This is a genomic window from Methylotenera sp. (assembly GCF_029945535.1).
Taxonomy (GTDB): domain Bacteria; phylum Pseudomonadota; class Gammaproteobacteria; order Burkholderiales; family Methylophilaceae; genus Methylotenera.
Window position 1 is genome coordinate 618,322 of sequence record NZ_JAQSCU010000013.1, and the last position, 17,352, is coordinate 635,673.

Genomic DNA, 17,352 nt, shown 5'->3' on the forward strand with positions numbered 1-17,352 from the left:
CAAATCAATGACTTACAACACTTAAATTTCTTCGCTTACTCTATTTAACGCCTTAAAATGCCTTAAAACTCTTACTTATCGCACAAAATACGCACAAGACATTGTCATATTTTATTCAACGAAATGCTTAAAAATCGAGCGATTTGGTGGGGTGTTATAGCCCTTAATTTGCAAGTCGGGACGCAGTATATCAGGTAAATCCAAAAATGCTAAGAGCCGCTTAAAAAGCGGCTCTTAAACGTTCCAACTGTCTTGCTAAGCTAAAGGGTCGTCAACCACTCGCATTTGAGCAGAAGTGAACTCTAGTGAACTAGTCCCTGTTGTAGTATTACCTGACACCTGAACCATTGCAATACATAATGAACCAAAGTTCACACCTGCTGGTACATAAAATGCCTCAGTAGATATTGTGATAGTGTCACCTGCATCTAAGGGAACGCCGTTAGATACGTTATTACCTAATGAACGATTTGCGAACATATTAATAATATTGTTTAGGTAAACTTGGAATGTTATGTTACCTACGTTGGTGATTGTTGCTCCCCCAATGTTTGTAACGTCAATGGAGTATTTATACCACTTGCCTCCTACCATATTTGCTGAAAAGTTTGGAAGCCATGATACAAACGTATCTGATGCTGTGCCTGACCATGTCGATACGAGTGTTGCCGCCAAGCCTTGATTTGCTGAGTTGCTGTTAGGTTTACTGTATCTTGCAGCACCTCCTGCGAGTACATGGGTACTTGACCCACTTGCAGCTTGAGGAGTCCAGCCTGTAGGTTTAGTACCTGTAACTCCTGTTACAGCACCAACAGCAACAGCCCCCGTCATCAAACCATTCACCTGTAAGTTAGCGTTAGACTCAGTTTGAGGGTAGCCTGTAGCATCTTCAAGAACTGTTACAGGGCTATTGAATTGAGGTTTAAACAGTGCTGTAAACTTGGTAGTTGCCAAGAAATTTTTAACTAGCTTAATCTGCGCGAACACTGCTAGATGCACTGAGTCAGCTACGTTTGCCCAGGTATATCCTGTGAGGAAGTCTCCATTTGTGCTTGTACCATTAATACACACGCCAAAGGCGTCAGCTGTATCAATCAGGTGATTACTTCTACCAAGGTTAAGAAGCCTGTTACGTAAAGACGCTAAAGCGATATTTTTAGGTTGAGTGAAGCCTGCTTGAGCTGCTGCACCTATAGGTGGAGGGATAGTCACAACACAATACTTTCCTAAAGCAGTGAATGTGTCGGTCAGCTTCTTAGTGTTTGCATACACCGTATCAGCTGCCGCTAAAGCTGCTGCCAAAGTTGAGACACCGTTAATATCATTTGTACCTGTAGTAATAAAGGCAATATCAAAATCAGGGCCTACTAAAATATTTGGGAGGATTGCAACATCTTTAGCTGATATAGAACCGCCTAAAGCGTAGTTTGCTACTGTAACTAGTTTACGACCTAAGAAGTTGTTTAACCATTGATACCAAGAGTTGTCAAGCAAGTGCGTCTGGTACAGTATGAAGTACCATGACTGACTAGAGTAGTTACCATCAGGAAGTGTTTTGCCGTTGTATGTAGCAGGGAAAGTGAATGTTAAGTTGTCAGGCGTAGTTAAAACTTTTAGACAGCAACCATTTAATGTGCTGGTGTATGTTAAATCTGAGTTGTTGAATAGAGTGAATGAGCTATTAGGTGTTAGGTAATGTGGAAACCCCGACTGATTGACTACAGTTGCAATACCGTTTGCCACTATGAAACTGACCATCTGTGCGGCACCATTTGACAGGAAGCCGTTATTCAAGTGAGAGTCACCTACTGTAATCGCTCTTAGTCTGCTTGTTTTGGTAGAGCCTCCTAAAGCCACGTAATCTCCACTAGGGGAAATTGAACCGATTAAAACGCCGCCTGGTCCGTATACCCAATCTACTGGGCCACTTGGGGTGACGACTGAACCTGCTGGAATTGGTGTCATTGTATTACCTTTCTATTTAGTGATTGATAAACCAGCTTTTTTGTTGATCTCAGTAACAGCAATATCCACCGCCATACTAAGAACCCATGAAGCCAAGCTGCTAACAGTTACACCAAGTTGTCCCTTAATGACATTTAACTCAGTCATTACTGCGGCTTTCTTTTGAGGGCCTGACAAAGTGCTGTCTGTTTCGATTTGCACTAAACGTAAGATTTCAGCAAAAAGCTCTGCTGTAACAATGCGGCGAATTGCGGTGAAAAGGATGTTTAAAAATAAAGTTTGCATGAATTACTCCTGACAATTAATTGATAAATAAAAACCGTTTATATCGTTTAAGATATTATTTGCCTGACAACAATTTGGACCCACCATCAAGGCTATCCTTGGCTGGCACTGAGTCAGTTGCGGTGTCAAGGTTGTGCAGTTCGGTAGGCTCAATAGGAGCATTACCAAGGCCAATCTTTTTAGTGGTTGCCACAGTGAGGTAGCCATTGATAACGCCTCCAATTAGCGCGATGCCTGAAGCCAAGTCTTGAATTGTTTCTGGTGTTAGGTTCAGCTGCGGAACAAACACGACAACGACCATTAAGATGGCAGTGATTGCGTTGGTTACTAATTGAACGTTCTTCCACGTCTCAACGTGGAATAAAGACTCACCTTGATTTAAGGCCTTGAAAATAAGTGAAATATTCTTAAACATGACTACTCTCCGATTTATTTACTCTAACACACATTATGACAATGTCATAATTTAAGTTCTGTGAATAATGCGCTCAACTTCGTCACGACTGATTTTATTGCTAAGGCTTGCTTCGATTCTACCTAGCATGTCAAAGATACGTTCTAACGATTTGTCATGGCCGATGATGGTTACGTACGTCTGAGCTGCTTTTGCATCATTGCGTACGATCTCCAACTCTAAGCGTTTAATCTCACTCACTGCTACATCAAGGTTTTTAAGTTTGTCATCTAGTCGCTTCTCAAATTGATTGAGGCTTAACTTAATCAAAGCCCAGCCAGCGCCTATTAAAGTGATTACGAAACCCAAAACTTCAGGCATACCTATTGTGAACATAATTAACTCCTTGATTGTTTATCAGATTATATATGTCAATGTCATAATTATCAATTGTAAAAAGTTACTTTGTAGTAGATGGAAGTTGAAAAATTCCTGCTGTCAGGTGCGTCATTCACAAACCAAATCGAAAGGTCCAGTGCAGTTGTAGGCACTAGAACTTTCAAGCTGTTGCTGGGAAGGAATCTCGTAGATGTGCTTCCGCTAGTATTAGTAAACTCATAGTAATTTTGGACCCTTGCGATATGTCCCTGATTATTGTCATACCACTGAACTTCAAACGCTAAGAAAGTGTTATTAGCTACTAGATTGTCCCAAAAAATCTCTATCTCTGCATAGGTTGCCCAAGTTGGAATAACACAGTACATTAAAGGGTAGCCAAGAATTGTTGAGAATGTGTAGTTGAATGCATCCTCTGTACCTACAATGCTTGTTGAAATTTTGGCAGGCGTAACTATATCCTCTAAGACTACGTCCTCTAGGTTAATTCCCCGAACAGACTTCATGGTAAGGTTGTCGAGTAGTAAAGACATTATGAAATCACTTTCAAGGTTGGGTTTAGAATTTTAGCCGCCCATAAGGTGCTTCGTGTACCTGCGGCGTTTGTAACGAAACGCCTTGTAGCGTTCATCAAGTTTACATTAAAGTCCCTTGTCTCAGTTACTGTTGGTGTGTAAGGGAAAGCTATTCTAACTGGGATATTGAAGGCAGGCCCTACAATGGTATCTTGGTTAGATTGCTCCCCTATGTTCACAATGGCTCCTATCGTATAATTTTCGGAATAAGCTGCTGGGTCTCCTGGAACATAGGCTTTAAATGCAGACGCTAAAGCAACTCCAGTTGTTAGGTTAGTGAAGTCTGGGTCCAAGGCTAAGTTTGGCATCTGAGCATTTGTCTTAGAGCCTATATGTAAAACTCCAGTAACGGGGGCTACTGTTGTTTTTGCTGAGAGGCCTCCACCTAGCAGGAATGGTTGCCCTGTTCTTTTTCCTATAGACACTAAGGCATCAGACGTTCCTGAGAGTTTTGACGAATATCTCAAGCTTATAAGATTTGGCATATTTAGGTTGCAGTTAAATATGATCAGTATTGGTACTCCTGCAATGCATTTAACGTTTGGGATAAGCATGTCAAAATTGTTGGGGACAGTGATTCCAGAATCTACAGTTGAAGCTGTTTCTCCCCCTCTAACATAAAAGTCTGAGTAGGTTTTAAGGTAGTTAAACGGTACTCTATCGCTGCCGATGTAAACAGTCTGAGCCGATAGGTTAGGTATTTTTGATTGGTCAAGTGCTCGCAGTGTTACGTCATCAAAAAGTATCGCCATTATCCTACCTCCAGCAATGCGTGAGTGGCAAAAATGTAAGGGTTGCTAAATCCCGTGTAGTAAATACTTGCAGGGAAAATTGTCTCGGTGTACTCCCCTTTAAGAAGTAATGCCTTGTATCTGTAGTAATACAAGCTGTCTACTGAATCGTAAGGAGACCCAGAGTACGCTGGATATTTGGTCAGAAGTGCTGCCACTGTAATTGTTTTCCCTACCATGTCTTTTGTAGGTCTCAAAACAGCTATGAATTCAAAGCACCCTTGGAAATTCATTTCTAGGCGTACGGCCTGCTGGGAAAGTTGAGCTGAGAAAGCTGTTCCATTTGCAACAAAGACAACACCAAAGTTTCCACCGTACCTTAAAGTTAAACTGAATCTAACACTAATCGCGTCAAGGTTTAGTATTGTGTACGCTAGTTTTGGCATAGGCGAGCAGTTTTCTTGAAAGCTTGCAGCCACGCCTGTCTGCGCGAGAGACATTCCTGGAGTGTTGATTTGTGGTAGGTACGCCCACTTATAAGGTTTAGCACCTACAGGCTGAGGCCCCCAAACTCCATCAGCAGCTACCATTGGGTCGTATCTTTGTATGTCAACTCTCTGACTTAGGCTTTTAGCTCTCAGTACATCAGTAGAGCTTGGCTGAGCTACTAAAGTTGCTGAGAGTTTTAGGTTATCAATTTTAAGCATTTTTTACCTGTATAAGAAGGCTTGCGTAGGTCGCGCCAGTTGGAACAATAGCCGACCCTGTCAATGTAACCCATGACCCTCCAGTGTTTGCACCTACTAAGTAACTTAATATGTCAGTATCTCTATTCGCAGAATTCACTGCGTTTTCTGGAATAACTGTTGTTGTGGGTGAAGCAGCTGAAGTCGTACACAAGGTTACTGTCATTGTGTAAACAGTTGAATCCAAATCTACATACACTTGTGTACTGAAGTCGTAAGTGGTGCCAGGAGTGACAGCAAATTTTCCAGAGTACATGCTATAGACAACGGTAGCTGTTGTTGAGGCGGTAAGAGCTAACCTGTTACTAGCTGCCGCTGAGCCAGAGCCTTGAAAGTTAATTACAGAGAACGCAGATGGCAGGGCGGCTCCGCTTGCAATGTACCACCCAGTAAGATTGTCAAAAGTTCCATTTAGTGAAACTGGTACAGGCGTTCCTGAGATAACTGTCAATGACCCATTGATTTTCATTCCAGAGTCATCGAACGTAAAACTATCGTTGTTCGCATTACGCATACTCAAGCCGTAGCGAGAGCCTGACAACCCTTGACTTGTGTAACCTAAGTAATACCCAACGCCTGTGTCGTAATCAGATTGCCCACCTTTAACGTGACCTGCCAAGTCTAGGGTGATCGTACCTGCACCTACATTGCCTAGAATTGCAGACAAGGCCTCTAACTTACCAACTTTAAATGAAGCTTGGTAAGGCGCATTCCATACAGTATTTCCAGAGACAGGAGAGTAGATTCCATCAACTTTGAACAGGTATTGCCCTGCAGAAATTGCTGAAGGTGTGTCTGTCCACCCACCAATATCTCCCCATGCACCTGGCACCGATACTGTACCTACAGGTGGAAAGCTAGTTGCACCTGCCGAAGTAACTGTTGAAGGAGTTGAAGCTAAGCTTGTTTGAGTAGTTAGCAAATAAGCAATTCTAGCTGAGTTACCTGCGCCTCCCAGTGAAGCTGAAGGGGTGGCTGAGTATTGTGCTGAGTAGTTAGGTGTACCTGCGCGGTTATAGCTGTCAAAGTGCGCTGCTTTATAATACATCACAGAGGATGAACCAAGTCCTGCATGCATAAAGAACGTGCCGTTGCCGCTGTATATTTTAGTGAGTGATGAAGGTACAAACCCGTCAGTGCTTGAAGCGTGAATCTCAGTGCTCACATAATCGCCTGAAGTTTCAGGTGACACAGAGATTCCGATAGTTGTCATCCCCGACACCAACGTTAACGTAGGAGCTGTCGGCGCAGGGTTATTAAAAGACACAGTTGTAGCTGTACTTAAACGTGTGAACAAATCTCTAGGAGTGATCGTGATGTTCAAAGCTGGCTGCGGTGTCTGTGCAAAATTAAGGTTGTCAGCTTTGTTTTGAGCCAAGGTGTAAGTAAATTCCCTGTTCTTTGTGACTGCTCGGAAAAGTTGGTTATTAGATACATCTTTAACGATAACTTCATAGTCCTGTGTTACGAATAGCGGTGAAGCTGCGTCAGACCAAACGATTGTTAAGTCGCCTGTGTTCCATGTTGTGCCTGAAGTGCCTTTCACATAAACGGAGTTCACCGCTGAAATGACACCTGCAACTGCGTGGTCTACAACGTAACTTCCTGTCAATGAAGAACCTGACAACCTGCCAGCACCGTCTTGTGAAATTATGCTAATGTCATAAGTTCCGTCCGAGTTAGCAGGGATGCTTACACTATTAGTAGGGGTGCTCAATATAGTTGCGCCGCCATTGTTTCTTGTGTAGACAACTTGGTAGCCACCAATTACTGAACCACCTGCAGGAGCTACCCATGACACCAACAAGTGCCTTGTTATCGAGCCGTCTGGGTTTGCCACAGCATCTTCTGCAAAAGCAATTCCTGTAGGAGGTAAAACAACTGTGCTATTGGTAGGCGAAGGAGTATTGAACACTGGTGTAGGTATAGAGATTCCTAACTCAATTCTGCTGTACTTAGCAGGGTCATGTACAAGTGCCTCAACCTCTGCAGTGTAAACGTCTGGAAACCTTATGTTCAACACTTTAAATTGTCTAGCTGAAATAGCAGAGGTTAAAATGTAAATCGAGTCTTCCATTAAAGCTGAACTGAACGCTGTTGTAGCGGTTACAGTTGTGTATGTGCCTGCAGTTTGGGTGAGTGGTCTGCTTTCTGAAGTTCCATCGGCAAGTGTGACAGTGATGGTTGCAGGGGATGCTGGACCTGTAATCGTGATTGGCTTATCAAGAACGATTGATGTTCCAGTGTTTGATTTAACACGGCCACTACCATTTACAGATGTGTAGTCTTCATCGTAAAGGTTGAATATGTCGTTTGGAAGGAGGTCAAAGCCGTTAAGACCCATCTTGAATCCAACCGTTTCAGTCTGGTTTTGCTCGGTATCTAAAGCCCATTTTGCAGTGCGTAATGCCTGACCTTCAGTTGTGGCTCCGTAAGAAGCAATGTCAATTGGGAAATAGCCGTAACGTGCAATGGCCGCAGTGTCCTCAAGTGTTGATACTTTCTGTAGGTATCTGTCAGCTCTATTGTTCCAAGCTACGTTGAATGCCGTGTGACGCTCAAACAAGCCTGTAGATTTGTAGATAAACAGGCCATCAATAACGTTGCTGTTTGTGATGTTGCGTACAGGGCTAGATGGACGGTCTTGCAGCACAGTCCATTTACCGTTGATTTGAAGCAGTCTAGCGCGGAATGACCCAGCAACTAATTGTAAAAGCTTGCCAGCGTCTTCCTGAGTTACTATGTTTGCCCCAAAAGTGAACCTAGGCTCAGTGCCGCCGTTACCATCAGGAACTAAGGCATCACAATAAACTGCAGCATCATAAAATGAGTAAGCATCAATATCGCTTGCAACAACATATTCACCCATACCGTAGCGAGGGTGCGTCAGTAGGTCATAAAGAACCCACACAGGGTTTTGAGTCCAAGCTTGAACAAACGTACCATTCCACACTCCTGCGGTTGTACCTGCCCCTGTTGTTGCGTACACCCTTGTCTCTGGGTTGTAGTTCGCTGGGATGCTGACGATCTTTCCTTTTACCATGTAAGAGCGTGTAGGAATTGTAGAGCCGACAGACTGAGCATCTATAGCTAAGCCGATTACCGCTGTGTCATTGTATTGAAGCTTTACGTCTACAATTTCGGTGGCTCTGGCAACTGTCGTTTTATTCTTTAAGGCAACTGTTGTTGAGTCTGCAGTTGTTCTAGTAACTTTATACTGCCAAATACCAGTGCCTGCTGGTCTAGCAACTCGGTATTGAGCCTCGTAAGCTGACGTTGTTTTTCCTGAGATTGTTAAGTAGTTAGAGTTGGTCCAAGGTCCAGACGTGCCTAGTCTTACATCTATCTGAAAGGCTACAGAGGTGCCGTTCACATCTCCATTAGAGACGTTTTGTGAAGACAGACCTTCAGGCAATAACATGACCAATTTAATAGCATCCACGCTGCCACTTACGACTGAAGTGATGACAGGCGAAGCTTTGAGTAGAGGTGCATTAATAGAAATCACGGATGCTGTGTCAACAAACCCAGCCATGTAATCTTGTGAAGGTAAACCTACACGGTAATCCCATGAAACACGAGGAAAGTTAAACGTACCGTCCGAATTGGCAAGTGGTGTATTGTTGATGAATATACCCCTTGCGCCTCCAGCAATACCTACGATAGGCCCTTCGCTGATAACCTCAATAACCTTCACTACCGCAGCACTTCTTAAAGTGTTGTCTGCCTCTTGCGCTACTCGCGCTGACCCTCCGCTTTTACCTCCACCACCAGAACCTGTAATAAAAATCTTACCTGTATCTAGGTTTACAGTAATTTCAGAGCCTAAAGCTTCAATTTCGTTAATCATTTATAATCCTGTCCATTGCCATGAAACTGGGTCAGGGCTTGTTGGTTGAATAGTTCCACCGCCGTTAGCTGGAGGAATAGAGAATGAAGGAGTAGTTAACAATTGCTCAACATCAACAGTGGCTGAGATCACTGTTGACCCTGTCATAAAGTAACCATACACAAGTGGTACTGGACCACCTTGTGACTGCACGTTCTCCGCGCCGTTGTAAAGAAACGATTGGTTCTGTGCTACTTGGTGCTGGCTTCCTTTACCTGTTGTTGGAGTAGGGGATAGGGCTTGGAAAACTGCACCTAATGCCATCGTTATAATCATGGATGATATAGTGTTTACCACAGCTGCTAAAACTATGCTCTCGCCCACCCAAGCTGCAATCGCAGGTATCGCCATTAGCGAGCCGTCCTGCACTGGTATTATGTGAACCTCAGAAGCCTCTCCAAATTGCCTGTCAATCATCTCTGCGTCAATTGCTACAGGGTTTTCCTTGTTTTCATCTGATAGGATGAAAGCAATTTGTGGGTGCTCTGTTAGGTATGCTCTCCAATTCGGGAAAATAGACCTTAAGGCAAGCACCAAACTTGGTGCAGTATCAGCCGCCAACTCTAGTGGTTCTGCGGTGAACTCCTCAGCTAAGCCTCCATAAAGAAATACTTTTCTAATCATTCTTAACTCCAACGTAACGTACGGCCTTTACAATTTGTCTTCCCCACTTTGCGAGTGAGTCATAACCTGAAAGTCTTTTAATGTTGTGTTGCAGTATTTGGTTTTCGCCTACAATGACTGCAGCGTGTACAACTACACCAGTACCTAAACTCATCATCACTGCATCATTTATAGTGGCTTCTTCCATTGGAATTTCGATAAAGCCAGCTTTTTCAAACCCTTCCAAATAAAGTTCTTCCCCTCTGTCCCACCAACCGTAGCCTCGTGAAAAGTTTGGAATATGAATACCTAGAACTGATCTGTAATAGTCTCTTACCACGCTGTAGCAGTCATGCAATCCGCTTATAAACTCCCGTCCCTCCAAAGGTGACATGGCCTCCATAGAGTCGTCATACCAAAAGATAGTAGATACGCCTTCTCCCTCAGTAGAACTTATTCCCCAGGGAATATTGTCTGCAATCCATGTTTTCATATCCTCTGCAGATGCCCATGCTGGGTTCCAAGCAAAATTAGATTCTTCTATCTTGTAAGGGTGACTGTGCAAAAAAGCTTCAACCTTGCCAAGTTTGTGAGCCATCAGCCTGTCAATAACATCCACGCTAAATGTCAGAGTAGGGGTTTCTGAGTGGTTTTTTACAGGGTAAATACTTCCATCAACAACGTAGGCGCAAGCCTCGTTTGGGTACTCTGCAATAACATACTTTTCCCACGCTTCTGTGGCTTCGTGACTTATGATCATTAAGCAACCCTTGTTCTACTAACACCAGGGAAAGCACATCCCAAGTGGTTAGCATCTTTTAATATTTGTCTTCTAGGGAGCTTCATGCCCATGCGGTCCATTACCGATGTCAATTGAAACTGCAACATAGTTCTGTCGTGGTAAGTTTTCTGCTCGATGAACATTGTGTCTGGACCTATAAACGCCGCGCCGTTTGGTGTTGACCCATCAGCTAAAAACTTACCAAAAGTTCTGATTCTTGTGAGCTTTGTGCCTACCAAGTCTTTTTGAGCGTTGATTGCTGACAGCAACGCTTTAGATACGTTAGATACGCTTAGTGTCGGTTTTGCTGATGTTCCCGTATTGTTCATGTCCCATCCAGATACTTGAATAGGTAAAGCAACATAAGTGTTTGCGCCAAATATAACGTTGCCGCCTGTTTTGTTTTGCTCATTGCAGAAGTAAAATACACCGCCGCCGAACGCCGTAGCATCTAGCTTATAAAGCTCAACCCACGCAGATTCCTTGGATGGTTTTTGAAGTTCAGGGATGATGTACTGATTAACACTTGGCATTAAGGCACCTGCTCTAATTTAAATTTAATGGTGTAGGTTGCGGCCATTCTGGTTTCTGAGTACCCATCCTTTGTCATTTTGTACCTTTTAGCTGTGCCCCCTGGAGCAGTCCAGTTGATAATGTCCCAACCGCCTGATGCTTCTATTACAGCAATGATGGCGTTTCGGTCAGTCGCATTCAGCATCTCGTAAGAGATGTCCCACTTTTCCATAGCATAGTTAATACCTAGAGGTGCGTCCTCCCTGTAGCCGTTACCGAACTGAGACGTATGGATATTGAAACCCTTAGTCTTAGTTGATGACGGAGAAATGATTGGGGTCGTTGGAAGTGTTTGAGGCATTAGTTATGCACCTTATTTAACATGCCGCCTAAGCGCATACTGTTTGCGATTTGGCCGTCTGCAATGTTCTTCATTGTTTGCATGATTTTTTCAGAAACAATGTCACCAGTTTTGTCAGCGTTTTCGCCAGCTTGAACTTGAACAGTTACATTGTTTTGAATTGTTATACCGCCTGAACCGCCGCTGCCTGAAGACTGTACGCCAAGTCTTCCGCTAGAGTCTCTTGTTAGAGGCATAATGGCTTCTGGGCCTGCTTCACCCATAACGCCTAGAGGGAATGTAGTAGGGGTGTTAACTACGCTGTTTGTGAATGCGCCGCCGTTAGCAAAGGCTGCTATTTTTCCGTTATCGAAAGCGTGTCCGTTAGCTGCGTAAACTGCTCCAGAAACTGCGCCAGTATTTCCACTCAGGCCTCCACCGCCACCCAATGAACCTAAGGCAGACATTGCAAGGCTTCCCAACGCTGAGAACGCCTTGGTCGCTTGCTCTTGTATTTGTATGCGAATTAAGTCTTCTATAATAGACGCAGCAAATGTTTTAAAATCCAGTTTGCCAGTTTTTACAAATGTTGCTAAAGCGTCAGTCATCCCTGAGATTGATTTAGTAACCAAATCATGAGTAATCTTCGCTGAGTCCTGAGTAGCGTTCATGTACTCGTGCACAGCTTGAGTAGCGCCTTCTTGCCATGACTTAGCAATCTTGTCATTAGCTTTAGCGGCGGCTGCGGCCACATCGCCGTGTCTTGTTTTAGCTTCTTCTAAGGCAACGTTAGCTTCAGTGTATTTTTTGATTCTGATGTCCTGAGCAATCAAGTCCTTGTCATTGCCTAGCAAGTCTTGAAGCTCTTTGATTTTGACCGTAGTTTTATCGATCTCATCTTGATACTCTTTTTCAGCTTTGATACGAGCATTTTCACCAACATTATCAGTTGGAGCGTCAAACCTTCTGTCAAACTTATCTTGAGTTTTAGCTTGAGCGTTGTCAGCTTTAATGTTTAGGTTGTTAAGCTTAGCTGCATTTGCTTTCTCGATACCGTCTGCCTCAATAAGTGCTGCTCTAGTGTTGTGGTCTTGAGCATCCCTTAAAGTTTGCTCAGCAAAAGTGCGATCATCTTTAAGCTTTTTACGTTTTGCCTCTAAATTGATTCTATCGGACTCAGCGTTACCTGTTTTTTCAGTTGCCCTAAGCTTGCTAGACAATGTAGTTTCCGCAGCCATTGCGCTGTCGGCATACACTGCATAGGCTTCATCAGATGCTTTTTGGTACTGATCAAGTGTTATCTGGTGGGCTGCTAATTTTTGTTTAGCTATATCCTCTTGGACAGCCTCAATGCGTTTAGCTTCGCGCATTGCATTACTGTAGTCTTCCTGAGCAGCCTTAGTGATTGCAGAGTTCTCACGAGCTCTCCGAGACTCAGCTTCTTTATCAACCTTCTCAGGTGTTTTATAATTTGAGGTTGCAGTTGATGTTGGTTTGGCTTCAATAGCCGCAGCTGATGCTGAGCGTTCTTGAGTTTCATCGAACAACTTATTAGCCAAGGTTTGAGCGTTCTTTTGAGCAAGCTCCACCTCAGTTAAAGCTTTAACAACTCTGACTTTATTTTTTTCTGCTTGCTGAGCGTAAGTTAATCCTACCTCTGCAGAGCCTCCATTAGCCAATTTAGCTTGTGCTGCTTTTGCTAAACGCAATTCCTCGTTTGCATTGCGTACAGCTAAATTAGCATTTGATACATCGGATTTAGTTGACTTGTAATTTTCATCTGCTAGTCTGTGCATTAGGTCAATAGAGCCGTGAATGCGACTATCAACAACATCTAAGCTTTCAACAGCTTTGTCTCTAAATATGTACCAAACAGCTGCAGCGGCAGCAATGGCTAAACCTACAGGACCTAAAGCAAACTCTAAAGCGACTGCGCCTGCTGAGGCAAGTGTTAGGCCTTCTGCTAGGGCTACTGCGCCTGCTGCTGCAAACGCGAATTTTGATACTGCAAAACCTGCCATTAGAGAGGCTACGTAAGGTATAGCTTCTTTGACCACGTTTACTAAGGTAACAAACCCTGAAACAATATCTTTCAAACCTTGTTTAAAAGCTTCTGATTGAAGGAATTCTTTAAATGAACGTGTAAGCTCTAGCAAGCCTGTTTCTGAGGAGTCAAAGGCATCAATCATTGCAACGCCTAAGGCGTGAAATGCCATTGACCCTTGAGCACCTACAGTGTTATTTAGAAGGTCTTGTTTACCTGAAAGGTAGTCTTGAGTTTCAGCAACACCTCGTAAGGCGGTAGTAAATTCTCTAATCTTGCCACTGTCCAAAGCATTCATATAGTTGATGGCACCTTTAGCACCACGCTCACTAAATATGCCGTTTACAGCCGCTGCTTTGTCAGCATCGTTCAAACCTTTAAGGGCTTCAGACAAGTCAGAAAATGTTACTGTCATGTCTTTCATTTTGCCGTCTGCATCGAAAGCAGATACGCCAAGGTGCGCTAACTCTTTTGCACCTTTCTCTGTTGGTGAGGCAAGGTTTGTGAGCATGTTCTTATATGCTGTACCAGCTGCTGAGCCTCTAATGTTCACTTGAGCTAATGTCGCAATACCTGCTGACATATCAATTAGATTTACGCCGTATTGTTGAGCAACTGTTGAGGCTTGTTTCATTGCCTCACCCATTTCACCGATGTTCGTTTGAGACATGTCGGCTGCTTTTGACAACACGTTAGCAACGCCAGGAATTTCTTTAATGGAAAGTCCGAAAGCATTCATTGTGCCTGTAGCAATCTCAGCTGCATTAGACATATTCAATTCACCAACAGATGCTAACTGCATAATCGTTGGCAACGCTTTTGTAGCCTCTGTCAGTGATAAGCCTGCTTGCACTAAAATTTGTGAGCCTGTTGCGACATCTGAAGCACTGAATAAACTGTCTTCAGCGAGCTTCTTAAACGCTTCTCCTGCCTGATCTACTTTTGCTTTTGTTTCGCCACTCACACCTTGAATGCGAGATAGCACCATCTCAAAGTCTGAACCAGCTTTGACTGACCCAACAATTGCTGAGGATATTGCTGCACCTGCAAGTAGTGGGGCTAAACTTCCCCATGTGAGCCACATAGCGTTAAGTGGTCCAGCCATACCTCTAGCAAGGCTATGACCTTCTCTCATCATGGCGTTCAACTCTGCATGCCCTGCGGCGGCTGACTTCGCTGCTCCACCTTGCTTGAGCAGGGCGGCTTCCATCTCAGCTACTGAACGGGTATCAGATACTGCTGCAGGCGCGAATTTAGTTGCAGCATAGGATGAGCCAAGTGTAGGGTTTGCTTGGGTAGCTGCTAAATCTTTTCGTATTTTAAGTTGTTGCGCTAAAGATGCACGGCTATAAGCCACATCTAGCTCAGCCTGTTTGACTAAGTTGGCCTCGTACTTGGCTAATCTAGCTGCCTCGGCTACGTCAATTGCTGAGTTCATCTTGTAAGCTTCAGCAACCATCGCTTGAGTCAGTTTGCGTTCTTCAGCAAGCTGGAAATCTTTCATTGCAATTGTTTTAGAAGCTCGGTCAGCAGATGCTGCATCAATTGCTGCATTCATCTTGTAAGCTTCAGCAACCATTGCTTGAGTCTGAGCTCTATTTAATTCTTCATTCTTGAGCTTAGCTTTTTCGTTGATGTCGTTACGTTTAACACTCTCACTAATCAACATCTGTGTAAGTTTATTTTCAGCTGCAATCTGCATAGCAGATGAGTCAGTGGATATTTTGCTGATGTCTCTACTAAGCTTTTCAGCCAGTAAAGTTTTTTTGCTGTTATGTTTAACTAAGTCAAGTTCCTCAGCTCTTAGAGCTGCAGAAGCTTCTCGACTGTTAAGTGCAACGCCTGTAGAAAGTCCAGAGGTTGCTAGTTTTATCTGCTCTAATAAACTATGAAGCTCAGTAATCCCTGCTTGGTCAGCAGAGATTTTGAGCGTTAAGGTAGGTGACGTAGACATGATTGAATTATGCCATTGTCATATCTGATTGTACAGGTATATTGGCAGGTTTCGATTCAACCCGTTTATTGATATAAGCTTGGTCAAGGGTTCTAATAGCTTTGATAAACCTTAAACGATCATCTAACGTAAAATCACCCAAAATTTCCATGTACGCCTTAATATCAGATAGAGTTAAAGGTTGAAAATTCTCCCCTACAGGACGGAAAGAGTTTAGTTCGTAGAAGCTGGAAACAAAGAAATACTCTGCTTCTCCAATTTCAGGTTTGTCTTTTAAGGCTTGAGGAAGTACCCCAGTTTTCTTTGCGATATTCTGCAACATGGGAATTGACGAAGACCAGGTCAACTCCCATTCAAGGTATTCCCTTACTTTTTTGCTGTTGCTTCTTCTGCAGTGGCGCGGAAGTTGTCGATGTTACGGGCTTTTTCAGACACTAGAGCGCGGAAGTCTTTAACGGCTAAAAGTGTTTTAGCGTTTTCTAAGTTGTAAGGTAGGGCTTCAGTACCTTTGAATGAAAGGCCTTCCCATCCTAATAGGACGCTGTTAGCCAACACATCAACCATGATGCTGTCTGAAAGAGCGTCAGCTTCATCAGTCTTTGCATCTAAGGCAAGTTTGTTTTTGTCTACGGCTGCACTTAGTAAGCGGCCATATTTTTTGTTGCCAGCACGAGCTACTAAAATCTTAGCAGTGCCACCTAAAGGAACCCACGTACCTTCAACTTCAAGCTTTTCATCTGTTGCAAAACTAGCAAAAATATCCATTTAAATCTCCATAAGTAATTAGCGAACCAGTGTGACCTGATTCGCTAACTTTATTCCCTATTTACAAAGTTGTCAATGACAATGTCATATTTTAGTTTACAGGTGTAGTTGGTAAGACTGCTACTCCAGCGCGATCTATGATGATTGTTTTGCCTGTTGTAGGGTCAAACAAGCCTGTGTAGCTCATTGACACCATAACGTCTTGGTTAATACCGCCTGCAGTAATCTTGCCGCCGCTGTACTTGATTTTTGGAATAGTGATAACGTAACCGTTATTTGAACCATCATCAACACGGATTGAAAGACTTGAAGCAGTGTTGTTTAAGAATTTGTTGTACAGGGTGTTATCTGCAAAGTAGAACTCAACAGAGCCTGAAACCTGTACGTTACCTGAAGCAACACTGGCATTACCCAATACGCCCACACCATCTTGGCCGCGCAGGTTGTTCATTACATCAAGGCTTAAGCTTTTAATGTATGTACCTACCAACGCTGAACCATTTTCAAGGACACTTGATACATCATTCACCGCATTCATTACGTTAAACGCTGTAGAAGCAGTAGTTGTACCTAACAATGAACCAACTTGGCTTGTTGCTGACTTACCTTTGAAATCGATAGAGCCACCAAGGATGCTTCCAGAGGCGATCTTCAATGACAATTTATCAGCAGTCATGCCTGTATATGTTAGCGTTTGAGCAACGTCAGAGAAGTTTTTCTCTAAGGTATAACTACGTTGAGTTGTACCATTTGAAACTCGTGAACCTGAAACAGTAACTGCCGCGCCGCCCGTACCAGTTGCACCCGTAAATGGTGAGCCTTGGAACGTAAGTACAGTATTAGTTGGTGGAATGGTTGTTGAAACCTGCGCCCAAATGTTTTGCAACGGGTTAGTTGAACCTTGGATAAGAACCCACTGACCTAATACAAGGTTTGTAAACAAGTTTACACCTGTTGTTGCCGCGCCTGCAGTTAAGGTATTTGCCGCGAATGTTGCTGATGTAGGGATTACAGCACTCACACCATTAGTACCAAATACTGCATAAGTACCTTCGAGCACAGCTTCTAGGAAGGGGTCAAACTCACCGTATGACAACTCAAATGTGAAGCCGCCTGACGCTTCAGCACCTGTGATGATCAAATCTGAAATTTGTCGGTCAGCACGAATTTCTTTACTCGTATCTGTTTTGATGGCGTAGTCTAAAGACTCACCTGCGATACGTAATGCATTACAAGCTGTGCCATTGACAACAGTGCCAAATACAGCTTCCTTTTTAAATTTAAAACCAACACTACTACTTGACGCTAATGGCATGATTGCTCTCCAGATTAAGGGTTTTTACTATGTACTTCAACAGCTTAAACTATTTG

Annotated in this window: 15 protein-coding genes; all 15 read right to left on the reverse strand. The window is 43.4% G+C overall.

What is annotated here, in order from left to right:
- Positions 1-255: 255 nt before the first annotated feature.
- Positions 256-1,965, reverse strand: coding sequence for an SGNH/GDSL hydrolase family protein (locus PSU72_RS10560; RefSeq protein WP_300432396.1), 1,710 nt, complete (start codon positions 1,963-1,965; stop codon positions 256-258).
- Between the two features lie 12 nt (positions 1,966-1,977).
- Positions 1,978-2,250, reverse strand: a complete 273-nt coding sequence (locus PSU72_RS10565) for a hypothetical protein (protein ID WP_300432398.1) — start codon at positions 2,248-2,250, stop codon at positions 1,978-1,980.
- A 55-nt stretch (positions 2,251-2,305) separates the two neighbouring features.
- Entirely contained in the window at positions 2,306-2,665 is a 360-nt protein-coding gene (locus PSU72_RS10570; protein ID WP_300432399.1) for a hypothetical protein, read from the reverse strand.
- Positions 2,666-2,716: 51 nt separating this feature from the next.
- Positions 2,717-3,040: a hypothetical protein gene (locus PSU72_RS10575; RefSeq protein ID WP_300432400.1), complete on the reverse strand. Its 324-nt coding sequence runs from the start codon at positions 3,038-3,040 to the stop codon at positions 2,717-2,719.
- 532 nt (positions 3,041-3,572) lie between these two features.
- Complete coding sequence (locus tag PSU72_RS10580; RefSeq protein ID WP_300432401.1) at positions 3,573-4,367, reverse strand: hypothetical protein; 795 nt, start codon at positions 4,365-4,367, stop codon at positions 3,573-3,575.
- A complete protein-coding gene (locus PSU72_RS10585; RefSeq protein ID WP_300432402.1) occupies positions 4,367-5,053 on the reverse strand; it encodes a hypothetical protein in 687 nt (228 codons plus the stop codon). Before PSU72_RS10585 ends, PSU72_RS10580 begins: the two co-directional genes overlap by 1 nt.
- Positions 5,046-8,942 (reverse strand): host specificity protein J, encoded by a 3,897-nt coding sequence (locus PSU72_RS10590; protein WP_300432403.1) that lies wholly within the window; start codon positions 8,940-8,942, stop codon positions 5,046-5,048. The genes PSU72_RS10585 and PSU72_RS10590 overlap by 8 nt, the downstream gene beginning before the upstream one ends.
- Positions 8,943-9,605, reverse strand: a complete 663-nt coding sequence (locus PSU72_RS10595; protein ID WP_300432404.1) for a hypothetical protein — start codon at positions 9,603-9,605, stop codon at positions 8,943-8,945.
- Complete coding sequence (locus PSU72_RS10600; protein WP_300432406.1) at positions 9,598-10,344, reverse strand: NlpC/P60 family protein; 747 nt, start codon at positions 10,342-10,344, stop codon at positions 9,598-9,600. The genes PSU72_RS10595 and PSU72_RS10600 overlap by 8 nt, the downstream gene beginning before the upstream one ends.
- Positions 10,344-10,898 (reverse strand): phage minor tail protein L, encoded by a 555-nt coding sequence (locus tag PSU72_RS10605; protein ID WP_300432408.1) that lies wholly within the window; start codon positions 10,896-10,898, stop codon positions 10,344-10,346. The genes PSU72_RS10600 and PSU72_RS10605 overlap by 1 nt, the downstream gene beginning before the upstream one ends.
- Entirely contained in the window at positions 10,898-11,239 is a 342-nt protein-coding gene (locus PSU72_RS10610) for a phage tail protein (RefSeq protein WP_300432409.1), read from the reverse strand. Before PSU72_RS10610 ends, PSU72_RS10605 begins: the two co-directional genes overlap by 1 nt.
- Positions 11,239-15,216, reverse strand: a complete 3,978-nt coding sequence (locus tag PSU72_RS10615) for a phage tail tape measure protein (RefSeq protein ID WP_300432411.1) — start codon at positions 15,214-15,216, stop codon at positions 11,239-11,241. Before PSU72_RS10615 ends, PSU72_RS10610 begins: the two co-directional genes overlap by 1 nt.
- 7 nt (positions 15,217-15,223) lie before the next feature.
- Positions 15,224-15,538: a hypothetical protein gene (locus PSU72_RS10620; protein WP_300432412.1), complete on the reverse strand. Its 315-nt coding sequence runs from the start codon at positions 15,536-15,538 to the stop codon at positions 15,224-15,226.
- Positions 15,539-15,582: 44 nt separating this feature from the next.
- Positions 15,583-15,981, reverse strand: coding sequence for a hypothetical protein (locus tag PSU72_RS10625; protein ID WP_300432414.1), 399 nt, complete (start codon positions 15,979-15,981; stop codon positions 15,583-15,585).
- Between the two features lie 91 nt (positions 15,982-16,072).
- Entirely contained in the window at positions 16,073-17,296 is a 1,224-nt protein-coding gene (locus PSU72_RS10630; protein ID WP_300432415.1) for a phage tail tube protein, read from the reverse strand.
- Between the last annotated feature and the right edge of the window lie 56 nt (positions 17,297-17,352).